Here is a 26,221-nt window from a genome sequence, read left to right on the forward strand (position 1 = left end):
ATCCCCATGAAGGGCATATACTCCTCGCCACACTGCACTATGATATAAAACTCTCCCTGCGATAGTAGGAAGGATCTGAGCCAGCGGTTGAATACCCTATTAAGCGGTCAGAATCCTTCTATCAGTGGTTCTTGCTGAGGAAAAACGAATCAGATTTTGTGAGATCACTCACTGCTTATAAAACGGGGTCAATAGTGTCGTCTTTTAATTGATTAAAGCCTTTATATTCGCCATCAAATGAAATTATTGTATGCTGGTTCTGGCATTCTTGGTTAGAAAACCAATTACATTCGGATACCAAACGAGGTTCTTTTATCCCCAGCCATGTGGATAACATAGATAAAAGATACAAACCGCTGCGATGTGCATCTATCGTATTTTTAGCAGAATAATCGTAACCGGTAATGATAAATGGAACTTGATAGTTTTGCTGATTATCATCACTATGCGTCAGATTCTCGTCATTCGTGTTCTTTTGCACAAATGACAATCCATGATCCGCAAAATAGAGCATCGTCCACTGTAATTGGTTCTGTTTGGCAATATTTTCAATTTGAGCCAGCAGGCTATCCGTATTGTAGATACTCTGGATATAACATGAAATATTTTTCGAATGGAAATAGGTCGTGTACTGCTCATCGGTTCTGGCACAAGGTTGTGGATGCGATCCCATTAAGTGAATGACAATCAACTTCCTCTGTTTATCTTTCGTCAATGCGTTACGAATGGCAGGCAACAGATTTTCATCCGGCATATAGCTACGATCATCTGAACTGCCTTCCTTTAAAAAAGTATAATGATTAGCCTGCTGCCCAATCATCGCTACGGGAGAATCAAACCCACCTTTCATACCTTGGTTAGAAAGCCAGTAAGTTTCAAATCCCGCTTTTCTCGCCAGTGAAATGATACTGTTATTCAATTGAGTTTCATTTATTGTACTGATTGCTAAAGAATTCGTCAGTGACAACTGTGTCGATGGTGCGGCAGAAATATAATGGGTTAATATTGTTGCATTCGCATTATTTAACCATGGCGTGTTTTTATCAGGAAAACCATAGGCATTCAGGAAATCTTTTCGGACACTTTCCCCAATCACCATAATGTATGTATCGTATTTTTCTTCCTTAATAACAGGTTGCCAGTCATCTTTATTCTTAATAATCTTGGCAAATCGGCTATTTTCTGACATGACTCTTGTGTAGCTATGATAAGCATCACTGAAAAAACGAACTTCAGGTAAACTGGTGTTCAAAAGCTCCGAGTCATTTTCAAAGCCCGATTTAATATACCCTTTAACTGGTGACCAGAAAGCCGGAATGAAGAACAGTGCGAATAACCATTTTTTCCCTTTCCCCGATAATGTGATATTTAATTTGAAGGCAAATATCATCAGGATAAAAATAGTGATAGTGGTCAAGTAAGTTGAAGCCGAAAGCCCACTAATATATTCCAAAGTTTCATTCTGATTAGTATAGATTAATGATCCTACTGCGTTGATATCCGGGTAACCGTAATTGAGACCAATTGGAGTATAAATCATTCCTACAATGGAAAAAAAAGCTATCAGGAAGATATAGGCTCTTTTACTGACAACAGACATAAATAAAAAGAATGCGAAGGCACTGAAAACATATATCAACTTTAATTGATAACCTAAGCATTTATGCATTAAAAAAATCAGGAAGAAAAGAGCTATAAAGCAATAAGAGTTCTTATTTTTATACAATAAAGACATAGTAACCCTGTAATTTTATATATACTTGTCGTCTTTCAAGTTGCAGCGCGAGGAAAAAGAAACACTTCCCCCAACCATCTGACTATTTAACCGGGGGAAGAGTGTAACCAACAAGGCAGCAACTTAAAAGATAAAGGAGTCCCTACTCACTAGATTTCAAAAAATGCACGCTCGCCATCCCGTAGGGTCAGCACCTTAAAACCGTCACGAGTGACCAAGATTGTATGTTCAAACTGAGCCGATAGCCGGCGATCTTTGGTCGTTACTGTCCAGCCATCTTTATGCAGCTATAGTAACCGTAAGATACGCAGAAATAATAAATATAATCTTTTGTGAAGTGGTATTGAGTAGCTGAAAATTTTCTACCGACATTTCTACAGACATCGCAGCAGAACTCTGCTTTTGAGTATCAACAATCTCTCTGAGTGCTATTGAGTCGCTTCGCAATCCTGCTGAATAGTCAAAAAATCTGATACATTCCTGCGAGTAATCCTGATAACCTACCGACCACATCGTCTTAATCTAATCCACAGATGAATCACACAGATTATCAGTGATAAGATAGTGTTTTCGCCTAGGATGAGATTTATTAGTGTGCCATCCTTAGCTGATTATATTTAGGTTTTATCATTTAGATGGGTTGACTGAGCATCAATGGCCCAACTGAGTCAACAGGAATAGTAAAATTGAATCAAATCAATATGAAAGAATCACCAGCAAAGGATTTAGATAGCCATACCCCCATGATGCAGCAGTATCTGCGCCTGAAAGCACAGCACCCGGATATCCTGCTGCTTTATCGGATGGGGGATTTTTATGAGTTATTCTATGACGATGCCAAAAAGGCCGCGAAGTTATTGGATATTTCCCTAACCAAACGTGGGCAATCGGCAGGTCAGCCCATTCCTATGGCGGGTGTTCCTTATCATGCGATTGAAAACTATTTGGCAAAGTTGGTACAGCTGGGTGAATCGGCAGCGATCTGTGAACAGATCGGAGATCCTGCCAGCAGTAAAGGCCCTGTTGAACGTAAAGTTGTTCGTATTGTGACACCCGGCACAGTAACTGATGAAGCCTTGCTACAAGAGCGACAGGATAATCTTCTGGCTGCTATCTGGCATGATAATCAAGGTTTCGGTTATGCGACTCTGGATATTACTTCTGGTCGCTTCCAGATTTCCGAAATGGCTGACCAAGATACTATTGCCGCAGAATTGCAACGTACCCATCCCGCAGAACTGCTCTATCCCGAAACGTTTGGTCATATAACGCTGATTGAACGCTGTCATGGACTGCGTCGACGCCCAATGTGGGAATTTGAACTGGATACGGCAAGACAGCAACTGAATTTACAGTTTGGTACTCGTGACCTGATTGGCTTTGGCGTGGAAAAAGCGGCGCTCGCCCTGCGTGCAGCTGGCTGTTTACTGCAATATGTAAAAGACACCCAGCGCACCAGCCTGCCCCATATCCGCAGTATTACGATGGAGCGTCCGCAGGAAACAGTGATTATGGATGCCGCAACCCGTCGTAATCTGGAATTGACGCAAAATCTATCAGGCGGTATCGAAAATACTCTGGCATCTGTACTCGATCAGTGTGTGACCCCGATGGGCAGCCGTATGCTAAAACGTTGGTTGCATACGCCAATTCGTAATAAAGATATACTGGAAAATCGCCAGCAAGCCATTTCTGCATTACAAGATATTGGTTATGAATTGCAGCCGTTTTTGCGTCAAGTCGGTGACTTAGAGCGTGTACTCGCCCGTCTTGCACTCCGTTCGGCTCGTCCCCGTGATCTGGCCAGAATGCGCCACTCTTTCCAGCAATTGTCAGATATTCACCAAATCATGGAGTCCTCTGAGTCCCCTTATATTCAGGCGCTACAGCAACGTGTGGGGAATTTTGATGAGTTACAGGTGCTATTGGAAAATGCAGTTGTCGAAACACCGCCTGTTCTGGTGCGTGACGGTGGCGTGATTGCTACTGGCTATAATGCTGAGCTGGATGAGTGGCGGGCACTGGCAGATGGTGCCACCGATTATCTGGATCGACTGGAGATCCGCGAGCGTGAAAAACTTGGCATTGATACTTTGAAAGTCGGCTTCAATGCCATACATGGTTACTATATCCAAGTCAGCCGCGGACAAAGCCATTTAGTGCCAATTCATTATGTCCGCCGTCAAACACTGAAAAATGCAGAGCGCTATATTATTCCTGAGTTAAAGGAATATGAAGATAAGGTTCTGACCTCCAAAGGCAAAGCGCTTGCTATTGAGAAAGCCCTGTATGAAGAACTGTTTGATTTGTTACTGCCGCATCTGGCCGAATTACAAACCAGTGCTGAAGCGCTGGCAGAACTGGATGTGCTGTCAAACCTTGCCGAACGCGCAGAAACCCTGAATTACACCTGCCCAACCCTGACGGATAAAGTCGGTATTCAAATCACTGGCGGTCGTCACCCCGTTGTTGAGCAAGTGTTGAGTGAACCCTTTATTTCTAACCCATTGATGCTCGCGTCACAACGTCGCTTGCTTATCATCACGGGGCCGAATATGGGGGGGAAAAGTACTTATATGCGTCAGGCAGCTTTAATTACGTTGCTGACATATATCGGGAGTTTTGTACCAGCTGAGAAAGCGGTTATTGGCCCGGTAGATCGCATCTTCACCCGTGTGGGCGCTTCCGATGATCTGGCATCAGGCCGCTCTACGTTTATGGTGGAAATGACTGAAACCGCCAATATTCTGCACAACGCTACCGAATACAGTCTGGTTTTGATGGATGAGATCGGGCGCGGTACTTCGACTTATGATGGCTTATCGCTTGCTTGGGCTTGTGCCGAAAGTCTGTCTAACCGCATCAAGGCAATGACTCTGTTTGCAACCCACTATTTTGAACTGACGACGTTGCCGGAAAAACTGGAAGGCGTCGTCAATATTCATCTGGATGCCGTTGAGCATGGTGACACAATTGCTTTCATGCACAGTGTACAAGAAGGTGCAGCCAGCAAAAGTTATGGACTGGCGGTAGCTTCTTTGGCAGGTGTCCCCCGTGATGTGATTAAGCGCGCACGGCAGAAACTAAAAGAGCTGGAATCACTCTCCAATCATGCAACGGCAAGCCATGTCGATACACCACAATTAACCTTGCTGGCAGAAGATACATCTCCGGCAGTTGAAGCGTTGGAAAACCTGAATCCAGATACGCTGACCCCACGTCAGGCACTGGAGTGGATTTATCGTCTCAAGGATATGGTGTAGTCATGGAAGGCGCAGCTATGGAAGACATAGCAATATGGGGTAACGCTAAAGTTTGATAGCAGCCTGTTAGCGCCCATTTATCAGTTTCTACAGTGTGAGACGCCCGATCAGTGGGTAAATAAATAAAAGGTGGGCCTAATTAGCCCACCTTCAGATTACCACCTAAATATACCGTGTTTTTTCGAACCGGGTATAAATAATTAAGTACGGAATAATGATTCTAAATTCAGGCCTTGGGTATGCAATATATCTCTAAGGCGACGCAACCCTTCAACTTGAATTTGACGAACTCTCTCCCTTGTTAATCCTATTTCTCGCCCAACATCTTCTAATGTTTCTGCTTCGTATCCAAGTAAACCGAAACGACGTGCCAAAACTTCACGCTGTTTTGCGTTCAGTTCAAACAACCATTTCACGATGCTCCTTTTCATATCATCATCTTGAATGGTTGTTTCAGGTCCTGAGTCGTTTTCATCAGATAAAATATCTAATAATGCTTTATCTGAATCGCCACTAATTGGTGTATCGACAGAAGTAATGCGTTCGTTAAGCCGCATCATACGACTTACATCTTCAACTGGTCTATCCAGTTTTTCCGCAATTTCTTCAACACTGGGTTCATGATCCAATTTGTGTGCCAGTTCTCTTGCAGTACGTAAATAGACATTTAATTCTTTGACTATGTGAATAGGAAGACGAATTGTGCGGGTTTGATTCATGATGGCACGTTCAATAGTTTGACGTATCCACCATGTCGCATAAGTGGAAAAACGAAATCCCCTTTCAGGATCAAATTTTTCTACCGCACGAATAAGCCCAAGGTTCCCTTCTTCAATCAGATCTAGCAGAGCTAATCCACGATTACTATATCGACGGGATATTTTGACGACCAAACGTAAATTACTTTCAATCATACGCTGGCGCGCCGCAATATCTCCACGCAGTGCTCTTCTAGAGAAAAGAACCTCTTCCTCTGCTGTCAGCAGAGGGGAAAAACCTATCTCTCCGAGATAAAGTTGTGTTGCATCAAGAACTCTTTGGTTTACACCTTGCAACAAATCCAAATCTTCATCAAGACTGGTTACATCATCCCCATCTTTCAGCAACGCTTCATCAAAGTCATCGGCTTCCATGCCACTTTCGTCTAAATCCGCATCATCATACAACTTATTAACTTTAAGCGTACTTTGGCTCATCAGCTGCTCCTACCCATGATAATGCGGGCAGGAATTTCAGATCCTGCCCCGGTTTATCGCTGCGAAAGATAACGCAGCGGGTTTACGGATTTTCCCTTGTAGCGAATTTCAAAATGTAATCTCACGGAACTTGTTCCGGTACTACCCATGGTGGCAATTTTTTGCCCCGCTTGGACATCCTGCTGCTCACGTACCAACATAGTGTCGTTGTGAGCATAGGCGCTCAGGTAGTCATCGTTATGTTTTATAATTATTAAATTTCCATATCCGCGTAACGCATTCCCAGCATAAACTACTTTCCCACTGGCAGTTGAGAATACGGGCTGGCCACGACTCCCCGTAATATCAATGCCTTTATTTCCTCCCTGAGAATCAGAGAAGCCTTCAAGAATTTTTCCTTCCGCAGGCCATCTCCAGCTACTACTACTAATAGTGCCAAGATTGTCAGCACCATTTATACCCGTATTAGTTGCTGTAGGTGCTTTTGATGCGGCACTGTCACTATCAGAAATAGTTGCTCTTGGCAACATTTTTCTTGTGCTAGGTCTATCAACGTTTGCAGGATACGCATTAATTTTTTGAAAATCAACCTGCTTAATTTTAGATTGGGTACTATTTGATGCTATTAATACACCATTCTTGGAGTTTATATTATCCATTCTCAGGACTTGACCAACATTTAAACTATAAGGCTCTGAAATATTGTTTTTGAGAGATAAGTCACGATAATCATGACCCGTAATCCAAGCTATGTAAAATAGTGTATCGCCATGTTTGACTGTATAGGTATTGCCGCTATAGCTGCCTTTCGGGATGTTTTCGTAGTTACGGCTATAGGTAATTCTTCCTTGATGTGAACTCACATTAGCAGCAGGATTCACTGGCTGACGGTTTTCTACAGCACGATTCTCTGGCGTACTATTTTTTGAAATGATTGCAGGAGAAGACGGCATAGGAGTCGAAATTGATGACGATCTGGAGGATATTCCTCCGTTTTTTTCCCTATTATCAATATTCACTATTGGAGCCGGACGATTTGGTGTATTGCTACAACCAACCAATATACTCCCTATAAATATATTGATGATTATCCACTTTATTTTTTTCATTGGGTTTCCTAAATTCATACCTTATTCCCCCACAAAGGCAAATATAAGTACTAATAATGATGATTTATAAAGAAATTTAGAATTACAAAAGATTTAAAGCGAGATATTTTGCTCAGCTTAAAACAAAATGACAGCCAATTTTAAAATTACGCCTCAAATAAATCAGCTGATTATGCTAGCTCGCCTTGAATTAGAGGTACAAAACGGACAGATTCGACAACTTCGCTATGAAAATCATTTCCATAACGATGCACCACTTTCAATGACTGAGAACTCTCGCCAACAGGTAAAACCATGACACCACCATCAGCAAGCTGATAAAGCAAAGCTTGTGGAATTTCTGGTGGTGCTGCTGTAACAATTATGGCATCGAATGGGCCTTTTGACGGCCATCCATTCCAACCATCGCTGTGACGAGTTGAGATATTGTGTAGGTCGAGTTGCTTCAACCTCCGCTTTGCCTGCCATTGCAATCCCTTGATACGCTCCACGGAAAAAACATGTTTAGCCAGATGAGCAAGTATCGCTGTCTGATAGCCAGATCCTGTCCCAATTTCCAGCACATTGGATTCAGGCGTTAAATTCAGCAATTCTGTCATGCGGGCAACAATATAAGGCTGAGATATAGTTTGCCCATGTCCAATGGGCAAAGCTGTATTTTCATAGGCTTTGTGTGCAAGAGCTTCATCAACAAAACATTCCCGAGGAACGCTGGCCATGATTTCCAGCAAGTGCTCGTCATGTATACCTTGCTGGCGTAATTGAACCAGCAAATTTTTCACTGCCCGGCTCAGCATTACTCAATATCCCCGACCTTTGCCAACCAATCGTTTATCAGTTCATATGCTTTGTAAGCCGTCAAATCCACCTGCAAAGGAGTTATAGATACAAATCCTTCTTCTACCGCAGCAAAATCTGTTTCAGGCCCCGCATCATTTTTTTCACCCGGAGGACCTATCCAATAGAGCATATTACCTTTGGGATCTTGTAAAGTATGGACTTCTTCCGCAGCACAGCGGCTGCCGCATCGCGTTACCCGAAAGCCTTTGATTTGTTCAAACGGAATATCAGGCACATTGATATTCAAAATATTACCCGCTCTCAATGGGAATTGTTGCAGCAAAGTCAATAACTTTACTGTCACCTCTGCTGCGGTTTCATAATGTCTGTCACCATTTAGAGATACCGCGAGTGCGGGTAACCCTAAATGACGACCTTCCATCGCAGCCGCAACTGTGCCGGAATAAATCACGTCATCACCAAGATTAGGGCCACAGTTGATCCCTGAAACAACGATATCAGGGCGGGGACGAACTAATTTATTTACACCCAAATAGACACAATCAGTCGGTGTACCTTCCTGGACAGAAATATCACCATTATTCAGTGTATTAATACGCAAGGAACGATCCAGCGTTAAAGAATTAGACGCACCGCTACGGTTACGATCAGGTGCAACCACCTGAACATGATAGTGTTTACGTAATGTTGCCGCTAAAGTTTGAATTCCCGGAGCGGTGACACCATCATCGTTACTCAGCAATATCCGCAGCATTGAATTATCTCGTTGATTTTATTAAATGAAACATAAATTGATACTGTTACTTACCTTATATATTGTCTAAATTATTTAGCATATCTGCGTTCAGGCAATATTAAAGCTGTTGAAAAATCGTCTGATCTTAGCATGATGCTACCAGTTTTGTAGAACGCTTTGCTTTCAGTTCCACTGTGGCTATGCACCACAAGGTATTACTCCGCAATATCCACAACGTTATTTTGATCCTGATTGATCAATTCTCTGACAACGCTGGTTGCAAAGCTACCGGATGGCAGTGAGAAATAGAGAGTAACGGTGTGTTCATCCAACCATTCCCAATTCAGGTTTTGCGGTTTTACCAGAATTGCCCTGCGGGTGCTCTCTACACGTTCACGTTTAACCAGCGCCCAAAATGACTCATAGTCCAGTAAACACTGCTGTTCAAAACTCAGAGCCTGATCCTGTGTCCCCAACGCTTTGTCACCCGGTAAAGGTGCAGTTATTTGTAATTCTCCATCCATGACCCGCTGCTGTAATACCGCCAATTCAGGCTCATCAGCCACAAACCAGCTACCACGTCCGGTTAGTTGCAAAGCGTCACCATTTTTTACCTGTCGGTGTTCATCCAATTCGATACGTGTACTGGTAATGGCATTAAACATAGCGCTGCGGCAGGCAGAGAGGTAAAAACTACGCCGATTACGTTCTTTGACCTGAATTTCATTAGCAGCCCAGCGCTGAGCCTGTACGAGATTTTGTCCATCACGTCCAAAACGCTGCTCGCCAAAATAATTTGGAACACCACCCTGTGATATTTGCTGCAAACGTTTTTCCACAGATTGCCGATCTGAAATTGCTCTTAACACCAGAGTAAAATCATTACCTTTCAATGCGCCAATCCGTAATTTTCGTTTCTGGCGGGAAGTAGCCAGTACTTCACAACCTTCAAGCTGGAATGCAGTTAAATCCGGATCTTGTTTTCCCGGTAAGTGCAGACAGAACCACTGTTCTGTAACCGCATTGCGATCTTTTAATCCTGCATAACTCACAGACCGAGCCGGGATTTTTGCAAAGCGGGCAAGGTGATCAGCTACAAACTGGGTGTTACATCCCGTCTTGCGGATATGTACCATCAAGTGTTCACCTTCTCCATCAGGAGAAAATCCCAGATCTTCACGAACAATAAAATCTTCTGGTAAGGCTTTGACAACGCCAGTCGCTTCCGGTTGGCCATAAAGCCACTGTAATTCACTTAATGTCATGCTTATTCCTTTACCAGCAAAGCCACTGCTTCACAGGCAATACCTTCTTTACGACCAATAAATCCCAGTTTTTCTGTGGTTGTTGCTTTAACGTTAATATCATCCATATGGCATTCAAGATCTTCTGCCAGATTGACTCGCATCTGGGGAATATGAGGCAGCATTTTCGGGGCCTGTGCAATAATAGTGATATCCAGATTCCCAATCCGGTAACCTTTTGCACGGATACGGCGGTAGGCTTCTTTCAGCAATTCACGGCTATCTGCCCCTTTAAAGGCAGGGTCGGTATCAGGAAACAATTTACCAATATCACCCAGTGCAGCCGCTCCCAACAGAGCGTCAGTGGCAGCATGTAAAGCAACGTCACCGTCTGAATGGGCAATGAGTCCTTGCTCATAAGGAATACGAACACCCCCAATAATCAACGGTCCTTCTCCGCCAAATTTATGCACATCAAAACCGTGTCCAATTCTCATACGATAGATTCCTTAAATTTTCGGGATAGGTAAAACTCAGCCAATGCCAAATCTTCAGGTTGAGTGACTTTAATATTGTCTGCTCGTCCATTAATTAATACAGGATGATAACCGCAATACTCCAGTGCCGAAGATTCATCAGTGATACAGGCATTTTCTGCAAGTGATTTGATCAGGCAATCACGTAATAGCTGCAAAGGGAATAGCTGTGGGGTCAGGGCATGCCAAAGCCCATTGCGGTCAACGGTATGGTCAATGGCGGAATGGTCATTTGTGGGTAATTCTTCTTCTGATGGCGGCATTATACGTTTCATGGTATCCCTCACCGGTGATGCCAGAAGGCCACCGCACACATCAGGAAACTCTTCGCTTTGATCAATCAACCGTAGCAAGTTATCAAGGTCACTTCCATGAAGGCAGGGACGGGCTGCATCGTGTACTAAAACCCAGATCTGTCTGTCTGTCGGCAAACCAGATAAGTAATCCAACCCAGACAATACGGAATCTGCCCGTTCCTCTCCGCCCTTCACTGTGGTAATGCGTGGATCTGAAGCGATACTCAGTTGTTCGAATTGTGTATCAGCAGGATTCAGAGCAACAATGATGCTCTGAATACGGGGATGTTCAAGCAATGCAGCCAAAGTATGTTCAAGGATAGTTTTGCCGGCAACCTTGAGATACTGTTTTGGGCAATCTGATTTCATCCGGCTACCAATGCCCGCAGCCGGGATCAATGCAACTATTTCAGAAAAAGCATTGTCGGCAAGAGAACTATCAGCAAGAGAGCTATCAGTAGGAGAATGATACGTTGAATTATTCATTTCAATTAATTTATTTTTCTGATTCAAAGACTATTGTGCACTTTGTTTCGAGGTATCCGGCACCATACGGTAAAAGGATTCTCCCGGCTTAATCATGCCTAATTCATTACGGGCACGCTCTTCAATCGCTTCTTGCCCCCCTTTAAGATCTTTGATTTCAGCAAATAGCTGATCATTGCGGGCCTTAAGCTTAAGGTTATCGACCTCTTGCTTATCGACCTCAGACTTAACCCGCACATAATCGTGAATGCCATTTTTGCCGAACCACAGCGAATACTGTAACCAACCAAGTATAAGCAGCAATAGTAGCGTTAGTTTGCCCATCTCCCCCCCCTGAAAACCCGCTAATCATCCCACAACTGAAAGCATGACGCCACTCACTCTCCAAAACTGCTTATAAAACATGCTCGAAAGACATGGTAATAAGATGTAATGGAAACCGAGGGAATTAAATGTCTGCGTACCCTTTGTCTTCCAATTAATAACTGTGTTGCTGAAACTCGAAATTCATTGGGTATATACACAATGGATTTCAAGTTGCATCACGACGGCAAGAGAGCAAATCCCCGGGAGCATAGATAACTATGTGACCGGGGTGAGCGAGCGCAGCCAACAAAGAGGCAGCTTGAAAGACGAAGTGTATAGAAACACATTATTCCACTCTCAATAATAATGTGTTTCATGATGATTTGTTCAGGGGAGAGAATTAAGCAGGCAAAATACCATCGCTTTTCAGTATAAAAAGCAATTTTCCGATCAATGATTCCACTGGCTGTGAACCATCCAAATAAATATCAGGCTGTTCAGGTGGTTCATAAACAGCATCAATGCCCGTGAAATTACGCAGTTCTCCTGCTCGTGCTTTTTTATATAGCCCTTTGGGATCACGGCCTTCGCACACTTCTAATGGTGTATCGACATACACTTCAATAAATTGCCCCGCTTGCATGAGTTCACGTACTTTTTGCCTTTCTGCTCTATTGGGGGAAATAAATGCTGTCAATACAACCAATCCAGCATCAACCATCAATTTAGAGACTTCTCCGACACGTCGGATATTCTCCCGTCTATCCGCTTCGGAAAACCCCAAATCACTACACAGGCCATGACGTACGTTGTCACCATCCAGCAGGTAAGTTTTGATCCCCTGCAAAAACAAGGTCTGTTCCAGTGCTCCCGCAAGGGTGGATTTCCCAGAACCGGATAGCCCGGTGAACCAAATTACAAATGCTGGATGCCCATTCGCAGTTTCCCGTTGTTTCCTATCCAAGGCATGTGAATGCCAGACAATATCAGGGGAAACGATATCCGAAGCAACAGATGAAACGGGGGTTTTATCCTGAGACACTTATTTTCCCCCCAGTAAGTCACGAGCGCCCCAATGTGGAAAATGGCGGCGGACTAATCGGTTGAACTCCAGTTCAAATTCACTGTATTCCCTGGATTCTTCGTAAACATCGGTTTGAACTTCACGTACTAATCCGGCTCCGACAGTGACGTTAGTCAAGCGGTCAATAAGTATAATGCCGCCGATATCCTCATTTTGTGCATAGCTGTCGAGCAATAGTGGTTCATCAAATGAGAATTCCACCAGCCCAATCGCGTTCAGCGGCAATTCAACTGCAACCTTCTGCGTCAGGTTGTTAATATCTACCTGATATTGGACATTATCGACTTTTCCTCGGCTCTTTCTGCCTGCGACTTTGATATCCAAACTTTGCCCCTGAATCAATGGCTGCTCTGACATCCATACAACATCAACCAAAGCATGGCGGCTGGTCTTCATTTGATCTTCAAAGGCAATCAACAGATCTCCACGACTGATATCAATTTCATCTTTTAATACAACAGTGATCGCTTCCCCAGGTACAGCAAATGGCAGATCACCACTAAAAGTGACTATTCTTTCCACCGTAGAAACTGAACCTGATGGCATAACTTTGATTTTTTGGCCTTGGCGTAAAACTCCTGATGATAAAGTACCGCTGTATCCACGAAAATCGAGATCCGGACGGTTAACATATTGCACAGGAAAACGCAGGGGTTGTTCTGCCAATTTTGTCTGTACATCCACTCTCTCAAGGATATTCAGTAAAGTTTCCCCGGTATGCCATGCCATTTTTTCGCTGCGAGTAACAATGTTATCTCCTTCCAATGCCGAAATTGGAACGAAATAAATACTTAGGTTGGCGGGTAATTGAGCGGCAAAATTCAGGTAATCCTGTTTAATCTGCTCAAATATCTCTTGTCGATAGCCCAGCAAATCCATTTTATTCACCGCCACAACCAGATGACGGATACCCAGCAAGGTGCTGATAAAACTGTGGCGGCGAGTTTGTTCTTGAACACCTTTTCGCGCATCAATCAGCAAAATAGAGAGATCACTGGTTGAAGCACCTGTCGCCATATTACGGGTATATTGTTCATGCCCCGGTGTATCCGCAATGATGAATTTACGTGTTTCCGTAGAGAAATAACGATATGCCACGTCAATGGTGATGCCTTGTTCCCGCTCAGCGGCTAACCCATCAACCAATAATGCCAAATCCAGTTTTTCGCCCTGAGTTCCGATCCGCTTGCTGTCACTTTGTAGCGTCGCAAGCTGATCTTCATAAATTTGGCGGGTGTCATGCAGCAAACGGCCAATCAATGTGCTTTTCCCATCATCAACGCTGCCGCAGGTTAAAAAGCGCAGCAATCCTTTATCCTGCTGTGCATGCAGGTAAGCTTCAACACCACCTTGCTGTTTAATCTGGCTGGCGATGATTTCGTTGTGTGCAACTGCTGGCATATTTGAACTCCTTAAAAATAACCCTGACGCTTTTTCAGCTCCATCGATCCGGACTGATCACTGTCAATCAATCGCCCCTGTCGCTCACTGGTTGTCGATATCAACATTTCCTCTATGATTTCTGGCAATGTTTCTGCTTCCGATTCCACAGCGCCTGTCAGCGGCCAACAGCCAAGTGTTCTGAAACGTACTTTACGCTGGCTGATGACTTCTCCAGATTTTAAATCTATGCGATCATCATCAACCATAATTAACGTTCCTTCGCGCTGTACAACCGGACGAGGTTTGGCGAAATAAAGGGGAACGATATCTATCTGTTCCAGATAGATATATTGCCAGATATCCAGCTCAGTCCAGTTGGATAGCGGGAATACGCGAATGCTTTCCCCTTTGTTGATCTGACCGTTATAGTTACGCCAAAGCTCCGGACGCTGGTTTTTGGGATCCCAGCGGTGGGAACGGTCACGGAATGAATAAATACGTTCTTTAGCCCGCGATTTTTCTTCATCTCGCCGTGCTCCACCGAATGCGGCATCAAATCCATATTTATCCAGTGCCTGTTTCAGCCCTTCTGTTTTCATAATGTCAGTATGTTTTGCACTGCCATGAATAAAAGGGTTAATCCCCAGCGATTCTCCTTGCGGATTACGGTAAACCAGTAATTCAAAACCATATTTTTCCGCAGTGCGATCGCGGAAGTCATACATATCCCGAAATTTCCAGCCGGTATCCACGTGCAATAAAGGAAAAGGCAATTTTCCCGGATAGAATGCCTTGCGCGCGAGATGCAACATCACTGAGGAATCTTTTCCAATCGAATATAGCATCACAGGATGAGCAAATTCAGCCGCCACTTCCCGAATGATATGAATGCTTTCAGCTTCAAGTTGCTGTAGATGTGTCAATCTTTTTTCGTCCATTGACTGTTCCTTATGCGAAATCAATAACAGCTGGGCGACTTACTTGAACTCCAGCGTTTTCTTGATCAATCAGTTGAATTTGATCAACGGACTGCTGCCTAAACCATGCTATCTGGTGGTGGAGTTGAACCACCTCTCCTACCACAAGCAAAGCAGGCGATGGTGCTTTCTGCGCCAACCGTTCCAGTTCAGATAACGTTCCGGTCAACACTTGCTGTTCAGGGCGGGTACCACAACCAATCACGGCAACGGGAGTATTGGGATCTCGACCATGTAAAATCAATTTCTGGCTGATCAAAGCAGATTTCATGATGCCCATGTAAATTGCCAGAGTTTGGTTGCCCCGCGCGAGTGCAGGCCAATCCAGTTCATTGCCATTTTCACGGCAATGTCCTGTAATAAAAGTGACGCTTTGTGAATACTCCCTGTGGGTCAATGGAATGCCGGCATAAGCCGAAGCACCTACCGCCGCAGTAATTCCGGGAACAACATGAAAAGGTATCTCTGCCTCTGCTGCAACAAGTAGCTCTTCTCCTCCTCGACCAAAAATAAACGGATCACCACCTTTCAGGCGAACCACTTTTTTCCCCTGATTCGCTAATTTGATGATCAGGGCGTTAGTTTCTTCTTGTGGAACGGAATGGTTTCCTGCTCTTTTGCCAACACAGATTTTGTCTGCATCGCGGCGCACTAACTCCAGAATTTCTGCACTCACCAGATGGTCATAAAGTACAACGTCAGCTTGCTGGATGACTTGCAGACCTTTTAACGTCAGTAACCCCGGGTCTCCCGGCCCTGCGCCGACCAAAGCCAGTTCTCCTTGTGTCTGAATCTGAGTTTGCACCAATTGCTGTTCGAGTTGCTCTTCTGCTTGTTGTAATTGTCCATTGGCTATTAGTGTGGAAAAGCGTCCATTAAAGGCCTTTTCCCAAAAGTGACGCCGCTGACGGATGGAAGCAAGCCGCTGTTTCACCCGTGCACGCCAGTTTCCTGCAATTTTTGCCATTGTGCCAAGATGAAATGGCAGTAAGGTTTCCAGTTTTTCTCGCAGTAATTTTGTCAATACCGGGGATTTTCCTGCCGATGAAATTGCTACAATTACCGGAGAGCGATCGATGATTGATGGAAAGATTGCTGAACAAAGAGGTTGATTATCAACAACATTGACTAAAATAGCGCGGCTGTTGGCTTCCGCAAAAATATGCTGGTTGAGTTCGTGATCATCAGTGGCTGCAATCACTAAAAACACCCCATCAAGATATTCTGTTTTAAATGTTCCTTCCCGCCACTCAAATTCCCCCTTTTGATAACGTTGCTGTAGTTCAACATGTAATTCAGGGGCAACAATCGTTAATGCTGCCCCTGTATTCAACAATAAGCCCGCCTTGCGGGAAGCGATTTCTCCTCCCCCCACCAGCAGTACAGATCGGGATTTAAGCTCAACAAATAAGGGTAAATAGTCCACAATGAGATCATCCAGTATTAGAGCTAATATCATACATAAGCTCTTAATTATTATGATTGCTAGATAATAAATATATGGGGCTGCGATCAGGTTATGAAATGTCAAAAAGGAATTATTTGTTCCTGAATCGCATAAGGTAAATTTTCTAACTCGTCATAAAGTCAATTAAGTAAGATATTCACGATAATATTTAGAAAAGACAGCGCTTTTTTATAAAGCCGCTGCCCAATAAAATTCATTACAAAGCGTAATATTAATTTATTTTTTTAGCTTTCGTGCAAGCCACATTCACGTTTTAAACCGAAAAACCGGGTTTGTTCTTCGCTCATGCCCAATTCCCATTTTTGGGTTGTATGAGTATCTCCTACAGAAAGGTAACCCTGCTCCCATAGTGGATGGTATTCAAGGCCATGTTGTGTCAGGTATTGATGCACTCGCTGGTTATCCCAATCAATAATTGGCAGAATTTTGAAAACCCCTCGCTGGATTGCCAATACTGGCAAATTAGCGCGGCTTTCTGATTGCTGACGACGCAAACCAGAGAACCAACTTTGTGCTTGCAGCGTGTTCAATGCACGGTTCATCGGTTCGACTTTGTTGATCTGGTTATAACGTTCAATACCTTCTATTCCTTGCTCCCATAATTTGCCATAACGTGCTTCTTGCCAGATAGGGGAATGTTCTGCACGAAAAATCTTTAAGTTCAATTTAAGCTTTTCGGTTAGTTTATCGATAAATTGATAGGTTTCAGGGAATAAATACCCTGTATCAGTGAGGATCACAGGAATATCAGGATATTCCTGTGTCACGAGATGCAAGCAAACTGCCGCCTGAATACCAAAGCTGGAAGAAAGTACAAATTCGCCGGCTATATGCTCCAATGCCCAACGAACACGCTCACGGGCATTCAGAAATTCCAGTTGTTGATTAGTTTCAGCCAGCAATGAGGTTTGCTGCTCCTTTGTCAACAGTATCAGCTCTGATAGATTTAAACGACTCATACGGCCTCCTGCCAATCGTAAAAATCGACCGCTGAATTCAGTACCGGCTTGATAACATCAGTGCGGATCAGGAAATCACCAAAACATTCATCGACACTACGTTCTTGTGCCCAGCGACCAATTAATTCATCCAGTATCTCCATGATCTCTAATGATGTGATATTTTCCTTGTACATACGAGGGATTCTGCTGCCAATTCGGTTTCCACCCAAATGCAAGTTGTAGCGGTCAAGGGCTTTACCCACCAGACCAACTTCTGCCAGCATCGCTCTGCCACATCCATTCGGACAACCTGTCACACGTAATATGATCTCTTCGTCACCAACACCATGTTTTTCCATTAACGCATCAACATGGTCGATAAAAGCCGGCAAGAAACGTTCTGCTTCAGCCATTGCCAATGGGCAAGTAGGAAACGAGACGCAAGCCATAGAATGATGCCGTAATCTTGTCACGCTATCATCAATCAGGCCATGAGCGCGGGCTATTTCTTCAATCCGAGTTTTTTCGCTTTCCGGTATCCCCGCTACAATCAGGTTTTGGTTGGCGGTTAGTCGAAAATCTCCTTGATGGATTTTCGCAATTTCTGCGATCCCCGTTTTCAACGGATTACCGGGATAATCCAATAAACGGCCATTCTCAATAAACAGGGTTAAATGCCATTGATCATCAATACCTTTTAACCAACCAATTTGATCACCCCGACCAGTGAATTCATACGGTCGGACTATTTCAAATTTCACGCCAGCACGCTTTTCAACTTCTTGTCTGAAAGTTTCAACGCCTACGCGCTCAAGGGTATATTTGGTTTTGGCGTTTTTGCGGTCAGTTCGATTACCCCAATCACGTTGAGTTGTGACTATTGCCTCCGCAATTGCCAGTGTGTGTTCCAATGCAATGAAGCCAAATTCACTCGCCAACCGCGGAAAGGTTTTTTTGTCACCATGAGTCATGGCTAACCCCCCGCCCACCAGCACGTTAAAACCAATTAATTGGTCATTTTCCGCGATGGCGACAAAGTTCATATCATTAGCATGCAAATCCACATCATTTTGCGGCGGAATAACTACCGATGTCTTGAATTTACGTGGCAAATAGGTTGCGCCAAGAATAGGCTCTTCGTCAGTTGTTACGATTTTTTCTTTATCCAGCCAGATTTCAGCATATGCGCTGGTGCGCGGTAACAGATGTTCTGATATCTTTTTCGCCCATTCATAAGCCTGTTGGTGTAAGACAGATTGCACCGGATTGGATGTGCACAATACGTTACGGTTGACATCATTGGCAGTTGCCAATGAATCCAGCCCTATCTGTGCCAATAATTGATGTGCAGGTTTCAGATTGTCCTTCAAAATACCATGAAACTGAAACGTCTGTCGGTTGGTCAATCGAATGCTTCCGTATAACGTATTTTCTGTCGCAAATCGATCAATGCCCAGCCACTGGCTCGGGGTAATAATGCCTCCCGGCAAGCGGCACCGCAGCATCATTGCATGGCGTGGTTCAAGTTTTTGTTCTGCACGCTCAGCCCTGATGTCACGATCATCTTGCTGATACATACCGTGAAAGCGGATGAGGAGAAAATTATCCCCCTCAAACCCGCCTGTCAGCCCATTTTTCAAATCTTCACTGATAGTTCCCCGCAGATAATTACTCTCTAATTTCATGCGTTCACTGTCTGCGAGTTTACCTTCAACGATCAAAGGAGCTATCTTTTCATTGTTTTCATTATTCACATTGCTCATATTAGTAAACATCCCTCTGATAGCGGCGCTCAAGGCGCAACTCACTCAAGAATTCATCAGCCTGCTCAGCATCTATACCACCTTGTTGTGAAATAATGTCCAAGAGTGTTTGCTCTACGTCTTTTGCCATACGATTCGCATCACCACAAACATACAGATGTGCGCCATCTTTGAGCCAGCGCCAAATTTCTGCGCCCTGTTCATGCAGTTTGTCTTGTACATACACTTTATGTTGCTGATCTCGTGACCATGCCAGATCAATGCGAGTCAGCAAGCCATCTTTCACGTAGCGCTGGAATTCAACCTGATAAAGAAAATCTTCAACAAAATGTGGATTACCAAAAAACAGCCAGTTCTTACCTTCAGCGCCCTGACTGTCACGCTGTTGCAGGAATGCACGGAAAGGAGCAATTCCCGTCCCCGGACCAATCATGATTACAGGTGTATTAGGATCGGGGGGTAAGCGAAAATTGTTATTCTGCTCGATAAAAATTCTGATATTGTCGTCTTCCTGCAACCGATCAGCCAGATAACCTGATGCACCGCCAGTACGAACCCGCCCTTCAATATCATAGCGAACAACCCCCACAGTAATATGGACTTCGTTTTCGACTTCAGCTTGTGAAGAAGAGATGGAATAGAGGCGTGGTGTCAGTGGACGCAACAAATCAATAAATTGCTGTGCTTCTGGGTGTGAAGCAAATTCCCTGACCATATCCACGATGGGCTTTTGCTGGGCATATTGCTGTAATGCCTGTTTGTCAGCCACTAATCCCAGTAATTTTTCATCTTTTGCTAATGCTGCGTATTTCTCAACAATCACTCCTGTATTTTGAGTCAGTTCTACACGACCGATCAGTGCTTCACGCAATGTGAATAACTGGTTATGTACATTGACCTGTTCTGAACCGTCTAACCAAAGTAATGCAATTAATTCATTCACCAAGATAGGATCGTTTTCATACCAAACACCAAGGGCATCCCCCGCCTGATAACTCAGACCAGAATCTCCCAGATCAATTTCAATATGACGCACATCTTTGTCAGATCCGCATCCTGTGATTTTTTGGTTAGTCAGCAGTGATGCTATCAGAGGTTTTTCTTTGGTATATGTCTCCTTCAATGCGCTTTCATTCACTGAGTTCAATTGCTCAGTTGAAACAACGGGTTGACCAGAAACAGGAGATTTCACGTGTACTGATAAGCGTTGTTTCAAAATATCCGTGATTTTCTGGCACCATTGCTCAGCTTGCTCTTGATATTCCACATCAGCATCAACACGATCCAGTAAGCGTTGCGCACCCAGTTCATTCAGTTTGTTGTCAAAATCTTTTCCTGCCTGACAGAAATTTTCATACGAAGTATCTCCCAGACCAAATACAGCATAAACAGTCTCTTTCATTGATGGAGCTTTTTTAGAATAGAGATATTTATAGAGTGCTACCGCTTCTTCGGCTGGTTCACCTTCACCTTGTGTTGAAGCAATAATAATCAATACCCGTTCTTGGGAAATTTGCTTAAACTTATAATCACCTGCATTCACCAAATTTATACTGAGATTCGCAGCCTTTAGCGAATCTCTAAGTTGTTCAGCTAAACGACGGGCATTACCTGTTTGTGATGCAGAAAGCAAAGTCACTGTTTCCTGCACAGGAACGGCAGATGTATTTATCTCAGTTTGCGGCTGGTGGTTTACCATTCCCCAAAAATAACCAGATAACCAAGCTAATTGGTGTGGAGAAAAATCACTGATTGCGGTTTGCAGACGTGATAATTCTTCTGAAGAAACAGGTAAAAATGGAGTTGAAGGTGGTTTTGCGGTCATTGTCCAGTACCCTATGCTATAGCCAGTTTCCATGCTGTAAAAATTCATTAAAAAGTGTAGTAATCATAAACATGGAGTGTTTATCAGGTTATCCCAGATCAGGGTGAGTATTTAAAGAAAGGATTGCAATATCTCATAACCAAAACGCCTAACTTTATTTACAGATTTAATATATCGATAAAGTCGTTAAGTGTTGTGTCTTATTCCTCCAGAAAAATCGCGTTAAGCTGACAAAGTTCATGTAGAATAGCCGGCCTTTTGAATTCAGGGAAAAGCATCATGAGTACAACTATCTTTAAAGATTTTCAATTTGAAGCAGCTCACCACCTGCCACATGTTCCTGAAGGACATAAGTGTGGGCGTCTGCACGGACATTCATTTATGGTACGCCTGGAAATCACTGGGGAAGTCGACCCTTTTACTGGCTGGATCATGGATTTCGCCGATGTAAAAGCTGCATTTAAACCTATTTGGGAACGGCTCGATCACCACTATCTCAATGAAATTCCTGGACTTGAAAATCCAACCAGCGAAGTCTTGGCCAAGTGGATATGGTGGCAGTTAAAACCAACATTATCCCAACTCAGTGCTGTGATGGTCAAAGAAACATGTAGTGCGGGTTGCATTTATCGTGGTGAGTAAGAATTCAGCACCAAAACTTGGTGCTGAATGAGTTTTAAGCGATATTTAAATATTTATGGGTCTGCATAGAAAAGCGCCAATTACGGGCAATACAAGTTTCTATGCACAGGCGGGTCGCTTCTTCTTTCTGGCTGATGGGTTGCAAAGCAATAATCGGAACAGGATTTCCATCAAGCATCGTTAGTAATTCATCCAAGGCTTCGATATCGCGTTCCCGTCCAACAGGATGTTTGATTTCATCTGCTCGCTTCATGGCTTCAGGCAAGACCTGACATCCACCACGCATTTTCACTTTTGGTGAAACGGTTACCCATGTTTTGTCAGAACACTGGATGGTATGTGTACCACTTGTTTCTATTTGACATTGATAGCCTTCACTTTCTAATGTTTCGGTTAAAGGACGCAAATCATATAAACACGGTTCTCCCCCGGTAATGACAATATGGCGCGCACTGTAGCCTTGACGAGTGAAAATGTTAATTAGCTGTCTTGCTGTAGCCACTCCCCACAGATCACTGTCTTGCGTTTTCAGTAAAATGTTTTGCATCGGCTGCTGTTTATCAGCTTCTTTTTCCCACGTATGTTTGGTATCGCACCAACTACACCCTACCGGACATCCCTGTAAGCGAATGAAAACCGAAGGAACACCGGTAAACACGCCTTCTCCCTGTAAAGTTTGAAAGATCTCATTTATTGGGTAAATCATAAAAAAACTCTGGTTTTACTAAACTACCCGTTATTATTACAGATATCTATCCCGCGAACATCCTTCTTTATGGTAAGGTAGGAGGTTGCTTTTACTGGCATCTGACGCCAGACAGAGCTTCGTATGCCTGAAATACTCTCTGGCATGAAAGGATAGATGGGAATAACGAATGCAAAATAATGAAAATCAGCTTAAACAGGGCCTAAGCGTGCGGCATATCCGCTTTATGGCTTTAGGCTCTGCGATAGGCACGGGGCTGTTTTATGGCTCAGCAGCAGCAATTCAGCAAGCTGGTCCCGCTGTATTGCTAGCCTATTTAATCGGCGGTGCTGCCGTATTTATTGTGATGAGAGCACTTGGCGAAATGGCTGTTCACCATCCCGTTTCCGGTTCTTTTTCACAATATGCCAGTCATTATCTGGGGCCTTTAGCTGGTTTCTTGACTGGTTGGATCTATGTTCTTGAAATGCTGTTTGTTTGCTTAGCTGATATTACTGCATTCGGCATGTATATGAAACTTTGGTTCCCTCATGTTGATCAATGGATTTGGGTTCTGGGTATTGTATGCCTTATTGGTGCCCTGAATTTATGCCACGTAAAAATTTTCGGCGAAATGGAGTTCTGGCTTTCTATCATTAAAGTTACTGCCATCATTGCCATGATTATCGGCGGGCTTGCCATTATGTTTTATGGTTTCGGACAATCCACTGAACATACTACTGGCCTGTCCAATTTATGGGAACATGGCGGTTTCATGCCAAATGGCATCAGTGGAGTAATAGCTTCGCTCGCTATTGTTATGTTTGCTTTTGGTGGTATAGAAGTTATTGGTATTACTGCCAGTGAAGCTAAAAATCCAGAAAAAACGATCCCTCAGGCAATCAATGCTGTCCCATTTCGTATCTTGATTTTCTATGTCATGACGCTGTGTATCCTGATGTGTATCTATCCATGGAATCAAATTGGTCAGGATGGAAGCCCATTCGTACAGATTTTCTCCAACCTGGGAATTAACTTCGCCGCGAATATCCTGAATGTCGTGGTGATTACAGCGGCTATTTCCGCTATTAACAGTGATATTTTTGGTGCTGGTAGAATGATGTATGGCATGGCTCAGGAAAGGCAGGCACCTGAGTCATTTAAAAAACTAACCCATAATGGTGTGCCGTGGATGACTGTCCTCGTCATGATTATAGTTTTGCTGTTTGGCGTGGTTTTAAATTATTTGATCCCTAAGGAAATATTCATCCTTATTGCATCTGTCGCTACATTTGCAACTGTCTGGGTATGGTTGATGATCTTAGTTTCCCACGTTGCTATGCGCCGCCAAATAGGTGCTGAAGAAACCAAGAAATTGAAGTTTCCTGTACCGATGTGGCCAATAGCTCCTATAATGACGATCTTCTTTATGATCAGTGTTATTGTATTGCTGGGTTATTTTGAACAAACAAGAGATGCGTTATATGTCGGTCTAGGTTGGGTATTCGTTCTAGCCCTAGCTTATTTCTGTAGTGTGAAGAGAAAACTATCAATAGATCGCAGCTCTAATTAGTAAATGACTCATGTTTCGAAAAGCGTCGGAATTCACTGGCGCTTTTTTTATTTTTTACCGCAAGATCAATGAATCTCTTTGTCTATGAGGTAGTATCACAAAGAAAAATTCACCATCAGCGGGTTATGATCAGAAGCCCCCGTCATTACAACCGTAGCCCGCGACACTTTTAATTCCCGATAAAAAACAAAATCCAACGGTTTACCAAAGACAATCGTTCTATGATCGTCATTAAAATACACTTCTTTTAGTTGCATACGATGTGCAAAATGTTCCAAGATTTTTAATCTCTGTCGGCTCCACGCATTAAAATCCCCAGCAAAAATCACAGGGCCATGATGTAAGCTTATATGGATACCGATATTATTCAATTGTCGCCTATAAACATCAACACCGAGGCTAAAGTTAATGGCATGCACGTTGATTACCATTAACTGGCGTTTATCTGGTAATGAATAAATAGTGATTAATGATGATTTAGATAACCTGAGTATCGGCTCTTTTTCACGAAGTGGGCAACAGTAAATCGGTGCGGATGACGCTAATGTCATTACGCCTGATGGGTGCTGAGGTATGGCAAATGCAGGTACCTGATCAGCAACCAAACCACTGGCTATGACAAATTTTAATAGTTCAGGAGTTGTCTGAGCCTCTTGCAGTAAGATAAGGTTGCTCCTCTCAGTTAAAGAAGCCAAAACACTTTGCCATGATGGACGTTGCTGTTTATAGATATTCCAAATAGCAATAGAAATCTCATTATTGCTGGCAAGAAGCGGCTCTCCACATGGCAATGTAGCCTCTTCCAATAAATGTTTAGAGGTAGGAAAGACATGCTCCACAGGCTTCCCAGCTATATATCGCATGGTGTAATTTTTTTGTGTATAGCCTTTTTTGGCACGAATTTTTCTTACATAACTGTAACTATTTCTAATCAAGCTAACCCCCAACCTACTTTAATGTCATCTCCTCCGTTAATATGACATCTTAATAATCTATTTCAACCTATAAAACTCAAAAAAAATTAACTTCCTAATATAACAACGTATTAGTTAATAAATTACTTTTAAAAACAAATATAAAAAGAATACTAATATGAAATTAAAAAGATAAACACTAATATATTTTATGGGAAATTTAGGTAAGCTAGTTAAACATCCTCCTGAATTTGGTTCGAACACAAATAATTGTGTATTGCTCAAAAAAATAAATCCGATATGGTTATTCCGTTGGTCTTTTGGGTGTTAAAAGTAAGTATCCTGAGTCTCACAGAATAACTTTCCTGGCTCAGGTACAGGAACTATACTATCTCCGAGTATCCCCTCATAAGCACGACAGAAAAGACCTGCTTAAGATGAAAAGCATTATGAGCTTCATAACCAGTTAAGATTTTATTTTTAGTCATCTCTTACCACTTAAGAATATTTTCCTTAAATTTCTCCCCTACTTCAAAAACATTAGCTAATCTGCTTTATTAATTGTTTCAAAATAAGTTTTAGCCAAATGATATATTTTATTAAGTGAATAGTGACGTTGATTTTTCAAAATATAGAAAGCAATTCCACTGCATAAATAAAACTCATCTGAATCAAAAGAATCACCAGTTTTCGATTGATTTATTAAGTTTTTAATATAGTTATTTTGACTAAATTTAAAAAATTCTTCTATAATTATTCAACCTTTAACAATAGATTGAATTTATAAGAAAAAATAATTACTAAAAATTATTAAATAATAATAAATATTCATAACTATAGTTTATTACTCTAATTTTTATGGAAAATTCCACAATTACCTGTTCACTACAAAATCTTCAAGGTTTCTTGTAAAATTATCTCATAAACCAGAACCAGAAGAGAAATTATTATTATTGATAATAAGGGAATGATATATTTTTTTCAAAAGAAAAAATGAATAGGCCAATGAAGTTTATCAAACACGAATGATATAATCAGTGATTCGAGCTTCTTTCAATCTGTTGGCTTTTGTTGCTTCGTGAAAAAAGAAAAACCCCCCGAGATTTCTCTCAGGGGGTTTTCTTGAAATAAGGTGGCGGTGCGGACGGGACTCGAACCCGCGACCCCCGGCGTGACAGGCCGGTATTCTAACCAACTGAACTACCGCACCACCGAATTTCTTTAGCCTCGCTGCCTTTTGTGCCGGCAACGGCTGTTA

General features: G+C 42.9%; 21 protein-coding genes, 1 tRNA gene and 1 pseudogene. 3 read left to right on the forward strand and 20 right to left on the reverse strand.

The window, feature by feature from the left end; all coding sequences use genetic code 11:
• Positions 1-175 precede the first annotated feature (175 nt).
• A complete protein-coding gene (locus AACQ81_RS07600) occupies positions 176-1,600 on the reverse strand; it encodes a phosphoethanolamine transferase (protein WP_237386860.1) in 1,425 nt (474 codons plus the stop codon).
• A 284-nt stretch (positions 1,601-1,884) separates the two neighbouring features.
• A pseudogene (locus AACQ81_RS07605) lies at positions 1,885-2,016 on the reverse strand (type I methionyl aminopeptidase); the annotation flags it as partial.
• Between the two features lie 420 nt (positions 2,017-2,436).
• On the opposite strand from AACQ81_RS07605, the gene mutS reads away from it, so the two are divergent.
• Positions 2,437-4,998 carry a DNA mismatch repair protein MutS gene (gene mutS, locus AACQ81_RS07610; protein WP_237386879.1) on the forward strand — a complete coding sequence of 854 codons (2,562 nt, stop codon included), beginning with the start codon at positions 2,437-2,439 and terminating at the stop codon, positions 4,996-4,998.
• 200 nt (positions 4,999-5,198) lie between these two features.
• On the opposite strand, the gene rpoS is transcribed toward mutS, so the two are convergent.
• From rpoS to cysJ, 15 genes are all read right to left on the reverse strand, one after another.
• A complete protein-coding gene (rpoS, locus tag AACQ81_RS07615; RefSeq protein ID WP_237386861.1) occupies positions 5,199-6,194 on the reverse strand; it encodes an RNA polymerase sigma factor RpoS in 996 nt (331 codons plus the stop codon).
• A gap of 53 nt (positions 6,195-6,247) precedes the next feature.
• The gene (gene nlpD / locus AACQ81_RS07620; protein WP_237386862.1) at positions 6,248-7,321 is read right to left on the reverse strand and encodes a murein hydrolase activator NlpD; all 1,074 of its coding nucleotides are present in this window, start codon (positions 7,319-7,321) and stop codon (positions 6,248-6,250) included.
• A gap of 152 nt (positions 7,322-7,473) precedes the next feature.
• Entirely contained in the window at positions 7,474-8,100 is a 627-nt protein-coding gene (locus AACQ81_RS07625; RefSeq protein ID WP_237386863.1) for a protein-L-isoaspartate(D-aspartate) O-methyltransferase, read from the reverse strand.
• On the reverse strand, positions 8,100-8,858 hold the full coding sequence (gene surE / locus AACQ81_RS07630; RefSeq protein WP_237386864.1) for a 5'/3'-nucleotidase SurE: 759 nt from the start codon (positions 8,856-8,858) through the stop codon (positions 8,100-8,102). The genes AACQ81_RS07625 and surE overlap by 1 nt, the downstream gene beginning before the upstream one ends.
• 197 nt (positions 8,859-9,055) lie before the next feature.
• A complete protein-coding gene (gene truD, locus AACQ81_RS07635; RefSeq protein ID WP_237386865.1) occupies positions 9,056-10,105 on the reverse strand; it encodes a tRNA pseudouridine(13) synthase TruD in 1,050 nt (349 codons plus the stop codon).
• A 2-nt stretch (positions 10,106-10,107) separates the two neighbouring features.
• Positions 10,108-10,581 (reverse strand): 2-C-methyl-D-erythritol 2,4-cyclodiphosphate synthase, encoded by a 474-nt coding sequence (gene ispF, locus AACQ81_RS07640; protein ID WP_237386866.1) that lies wholly within the window; start codon positions 10,579-10,581, stop codon positions 10,108-10,110.
• Positions 10,578-11,402 carry a 2-C-methyl-D-erythritol 4-phosphate cytidylyltransferase gene (gene ispD / locus AACQ81_RS07645; protein ID WP_237386867.1) on the reverse strand — a complete coding sequence of 275 codons (825 nt, stop codon included), beginning with the start codon at positions 11,400-11,402 and terminating at the stop codon, positions 10,578-10,580. The genes ispF and ispD overlap by 4 nt, the downstream gene beginning before the upstream one ends.
• Positions 11,403-11,432: 30 nt before the next feature.
• Positions 11,433-11,726, reverse strand: coding sequence for a cell division protein FtsB (ftsB, locus tag AACQ81_RS07650; protein WP_237386868.1), 294 nt, complete (start codon positions 11,724-11,726; stop codon positions 11,433-11,435).
• A 382-nt stretch (positions 11,727-12,108) separates the two neighbouring features.
• On the reverse strand, positions 12,109-12,750 hold the full coding sequence (gene cysC / locus AACQ81_RS07655; protein WP_237386869.1) for an adenylyl-sulfate kinase: 642 nt from the start codon (positions 12,748-12,750) through the stop codon (positions 12,109-12,111).
• Positions 12,751-14,193: a sulfate adenylyltransferase subunit CysN gene (gene cysN, locus AACQ81_RS07660; protein WP_237386870.1), complete on the reverse strand. Its 1,443-nt coding sequence runs from the start codon at positions 14,191-14,193 to the stop codon at positions 12,751-12,753.
• 11 nt (positions 14,194-14,204) lie between these two features.
• A complete protein-coding gene (gene cysD / locus AACQ81_RS07665; protein WP_237386871.1) occupies positions 14,205-15,113 on the reverse strand; it encodes a sulfate adenylyltransferase subunit CysD in 909 nt (302 codons plus the stop codon).
• Between the two features lie 10 nt (positions 15,114-15,123).
• Entirely contained in the window at positions 15,124-16,578 is a 1,455-nt protein-coding gene (gene cysG / locus AACQ81_RS07670) for a siroheme synthase CysG (RefSeq protein ID WP_237386880.1), read from the reverse strand.
• 266 nt (positions 16,579-16,844) lie between these two features.
• Positions 16,845-17,579 (reverse strand): phosphoadenylyl-sulfate reductase, encoded by a 735-nt coding sequence (locus AACQ81_RS07675; RefSeq protein ID WP_237386872.1) that lies wholly within the window; start codon positions 17,577-17,579, stop codon positions 16,845-16,847.
• Positions 17,576-19,324, reverse strand: coding sequence for an assimilatory sulfite reductase (NADPH) hemoprotein subunit (cysI, locus tag AACQ81_RS07680; RefSeq protein ID WP_237386873.1), 1,749 nt, complete (start codon positions 19,322-19,324; stop codon positions 17,576-17,578). Before cysI ends, AACQ81_RS07675 begins: the two co-directional genes overlap by 4 nt.
• Position 19,325: 1 nt before the next feature.
• Positions 19,326-21,149: an NADPH-dependent assimilatory sulfite reductase flavoprotein subunit gene (gene cysJ / locus AACQ81_RS07685; RefSeq protein WP_237386874.1), complete on the reverse strand. Its 1,824-nt coding sequence runs from the start codon at positions 21,147-21,149 to the stop codon at positions 19,326-19,328.
• Positions 21,150-21,428: 279 nt separating this feature from the next.
• On the opposite strand from cysJ, the gene queD reads away from it, so the two are divergent.
• A complete protein-coding gene (queD, locus tag AACQ81_RS07690; RefSeq protein ID WP_237386875.1) occupies positions 21,429-21,791 on the forward strand; it encodes a 6-carboxytetrahydropterin synthase QueD in 363 nt (120 codons plus the stop codon).
• Positions 21,792-21,825: 34 nt separating this feature from the next.
• On the opposite strand, the gene queE is transcribed toward queD, so the two are convergent.
• The gene (gene queE / locus AACQ81_RS07695) at positions 21,826-22,497 is read right to left on the reverse strand and encodes a 7-carboxy-7-deazaguanine synthase QueE (RefSeq protein WP_237386876.1); all 672 of its coding nucleotides are present in this window, start codon (positions 22,495-22,497) and stop codon (positions 21,826-21,828) included.
• A 169-nt stretch (positions 22,498-22,666) separates the two neighbouring features.
• Between queE and AACQ81_RS07700 the strand changes: the two genes are divergently transcribed.
• Complete coding sequence (locus AACQ81_RS07700) at positions 22,667-24,049, forward strand: amino acid permease (RefSeq protein WP_237386877.1); 1,383 nt, start codon at positions 22,667-22,669, stop codon at positions 24,047-24,049.
• Between the two features lie 95 nt (positions 24,050-24,144).
• Here the strand turns inward: AACQ81_RS07700 and AACQ81_RS07705 are convergent, their stop codons facing one another.
• Both AACQ81_RS07705 and AACQ81_RS07710 read right to left on the reverse strand, forming a co-directional pair.
• Complete coding sequence (locus tag AACQ81_RS07705) at positions 24,145-24,984, reverse strand: endonuclease/exonuclease/phosphatase family protein (protein ID WP_272903052.1); 840 nt, start codon at positions 24,982-24,984, stop codon at positions 24,145-24,147.
• Positions 24,985-26,096: 1,112 nt separating this feature from the next.
• Positions 26,097-26,173: transfer RNA gene (locus tag AACQ81_RS07710), tRNA-Asp, on the reverse strand.
• Between the last annotated feature and the right edge of the window lie 48 nt (positions 26,174-26,221).

This window comes from Xenorhabdus sp. Sc-CR9, assembly GCF_963897815.1.
Taxonomy (GTDB): Bacteria; Pseudomonadota; Gammaproteobacteria; order Enterobacterales; family Enterobacteriaceae; genus Xenorhabdus.

Coding starts and splice junctions, on each gene's coding strand:
- AACQ81_RS07600 (WP_237386860.1), bottom strand. CDS start 1,600: ATGTCTGTTGTCAGTAAAAGAGCCTATATCTTCCTGATAGCTTTTTTT.
- mutS (WP_237386879.1), top strand. CDS start 2,437: ATGAAAGAATCACCAGCAAAGGATTTAGATAGCCATACCCCCATGATG.
- rpoS (WP_237386861.1), bottom strand. CDS start 6,194: ATGAGCCAAAGTACGCTTAAAGTTAATAAGTTGTATGATGATGCGGAT.
- nlpD (WP_237386862.1), bottom strand. CDS start 7,321: ATGAATTTAGGAAACCCAATGAAAAAAATAAAGTGGATAATCATCAAT.
- AACQ81_RS07625 (WP_237386863.1), bottom strand. CDS start 8,100: ATGCTGAGCCGGGCAGTGAAAAATTTGCTGGTTCAATTACGCCAGCAA.
- surE (WP_237386864.1), bottom strand. CDS start 8,858: ATGCTGCGGATATTGCTGAGTAACGATGATGGTGTCACCGCTCCGGGA.
- truD (WP_237386865.1), bottom strand. CDS start 10,105: ATGACATTAAGTGAATTACAGTGGCTTTATGGCCAACCGGAAGCGACT.
- ispF (WP_237386866.1), bottom strand. CDS start 10,581: ATGAGAATTGGACACGGTTTTGATGTGCATAAATTTGGCGGAGAAGGA.
- ispD (WP_237386867.1), bottom strand. CDS start 11,402: ATGAATAATTCAACGTATCATTCTCCTACTGATAGCTCTCTTGCTGAT.
- ftsB (WP_237386868.1), bottom strand. CDS start 11,726: ATGGGCAAACTAACGCTACTATTGCTGCTTATACTTGGTTGGTTACAG.
- cysN (WP_237386870.1), bottom strand. CDS start 14,193: ATGCCAGCAGTTGCACACAACGAAATCATCGCCAGCCAGATTAAACAG.
- cysD (WP_237386871.1), bottom strand. CDS start 15,113: ATGGACGAAAAAAGATTGACACATCTACAGCAACTTGAAGCTGAAAGC.
- AACQ81_RS07675 (WP_237386872.1), bottom strand. CDS start 17,579: ATGAGTCGTTTAAATCTATCAGAGCTGATACTGTTGACAAAGGAGCAG.
- cysI (WP_237386873.1), bottom strand. CDS start 19,324: ATGAGCAATGTGAATAATGAAAACAATGAAAAGATAGCTCCTTTGATC.
- cysJ (WP_237386874.1), bottom strand. CDS start 21,149: ATGACCGCAAAACCACCTTCAACTCCATTTTTACCTGTTTCTTCAGAA.
- queD (WP_237386875.1), top strand. CDS start 21,429: ATGAGTACAACTATCTTTAAAGATTTTCAATTTGAAGCAGCTCACCAC.
- queE (WP_237386876.1), bottom strand. CDS start 22,497: ATGATTTACCCAATAAATGAGATCTTTCAAACTTTACAGGGAGAAGGC.
- AACQ81_RS07700 (WP_237386877.1), top strand. CDS start 22,667: ATGCAAAATAATGAAAATCAGCTTAAACAGGGCCTAAGCGTGCGGCAT.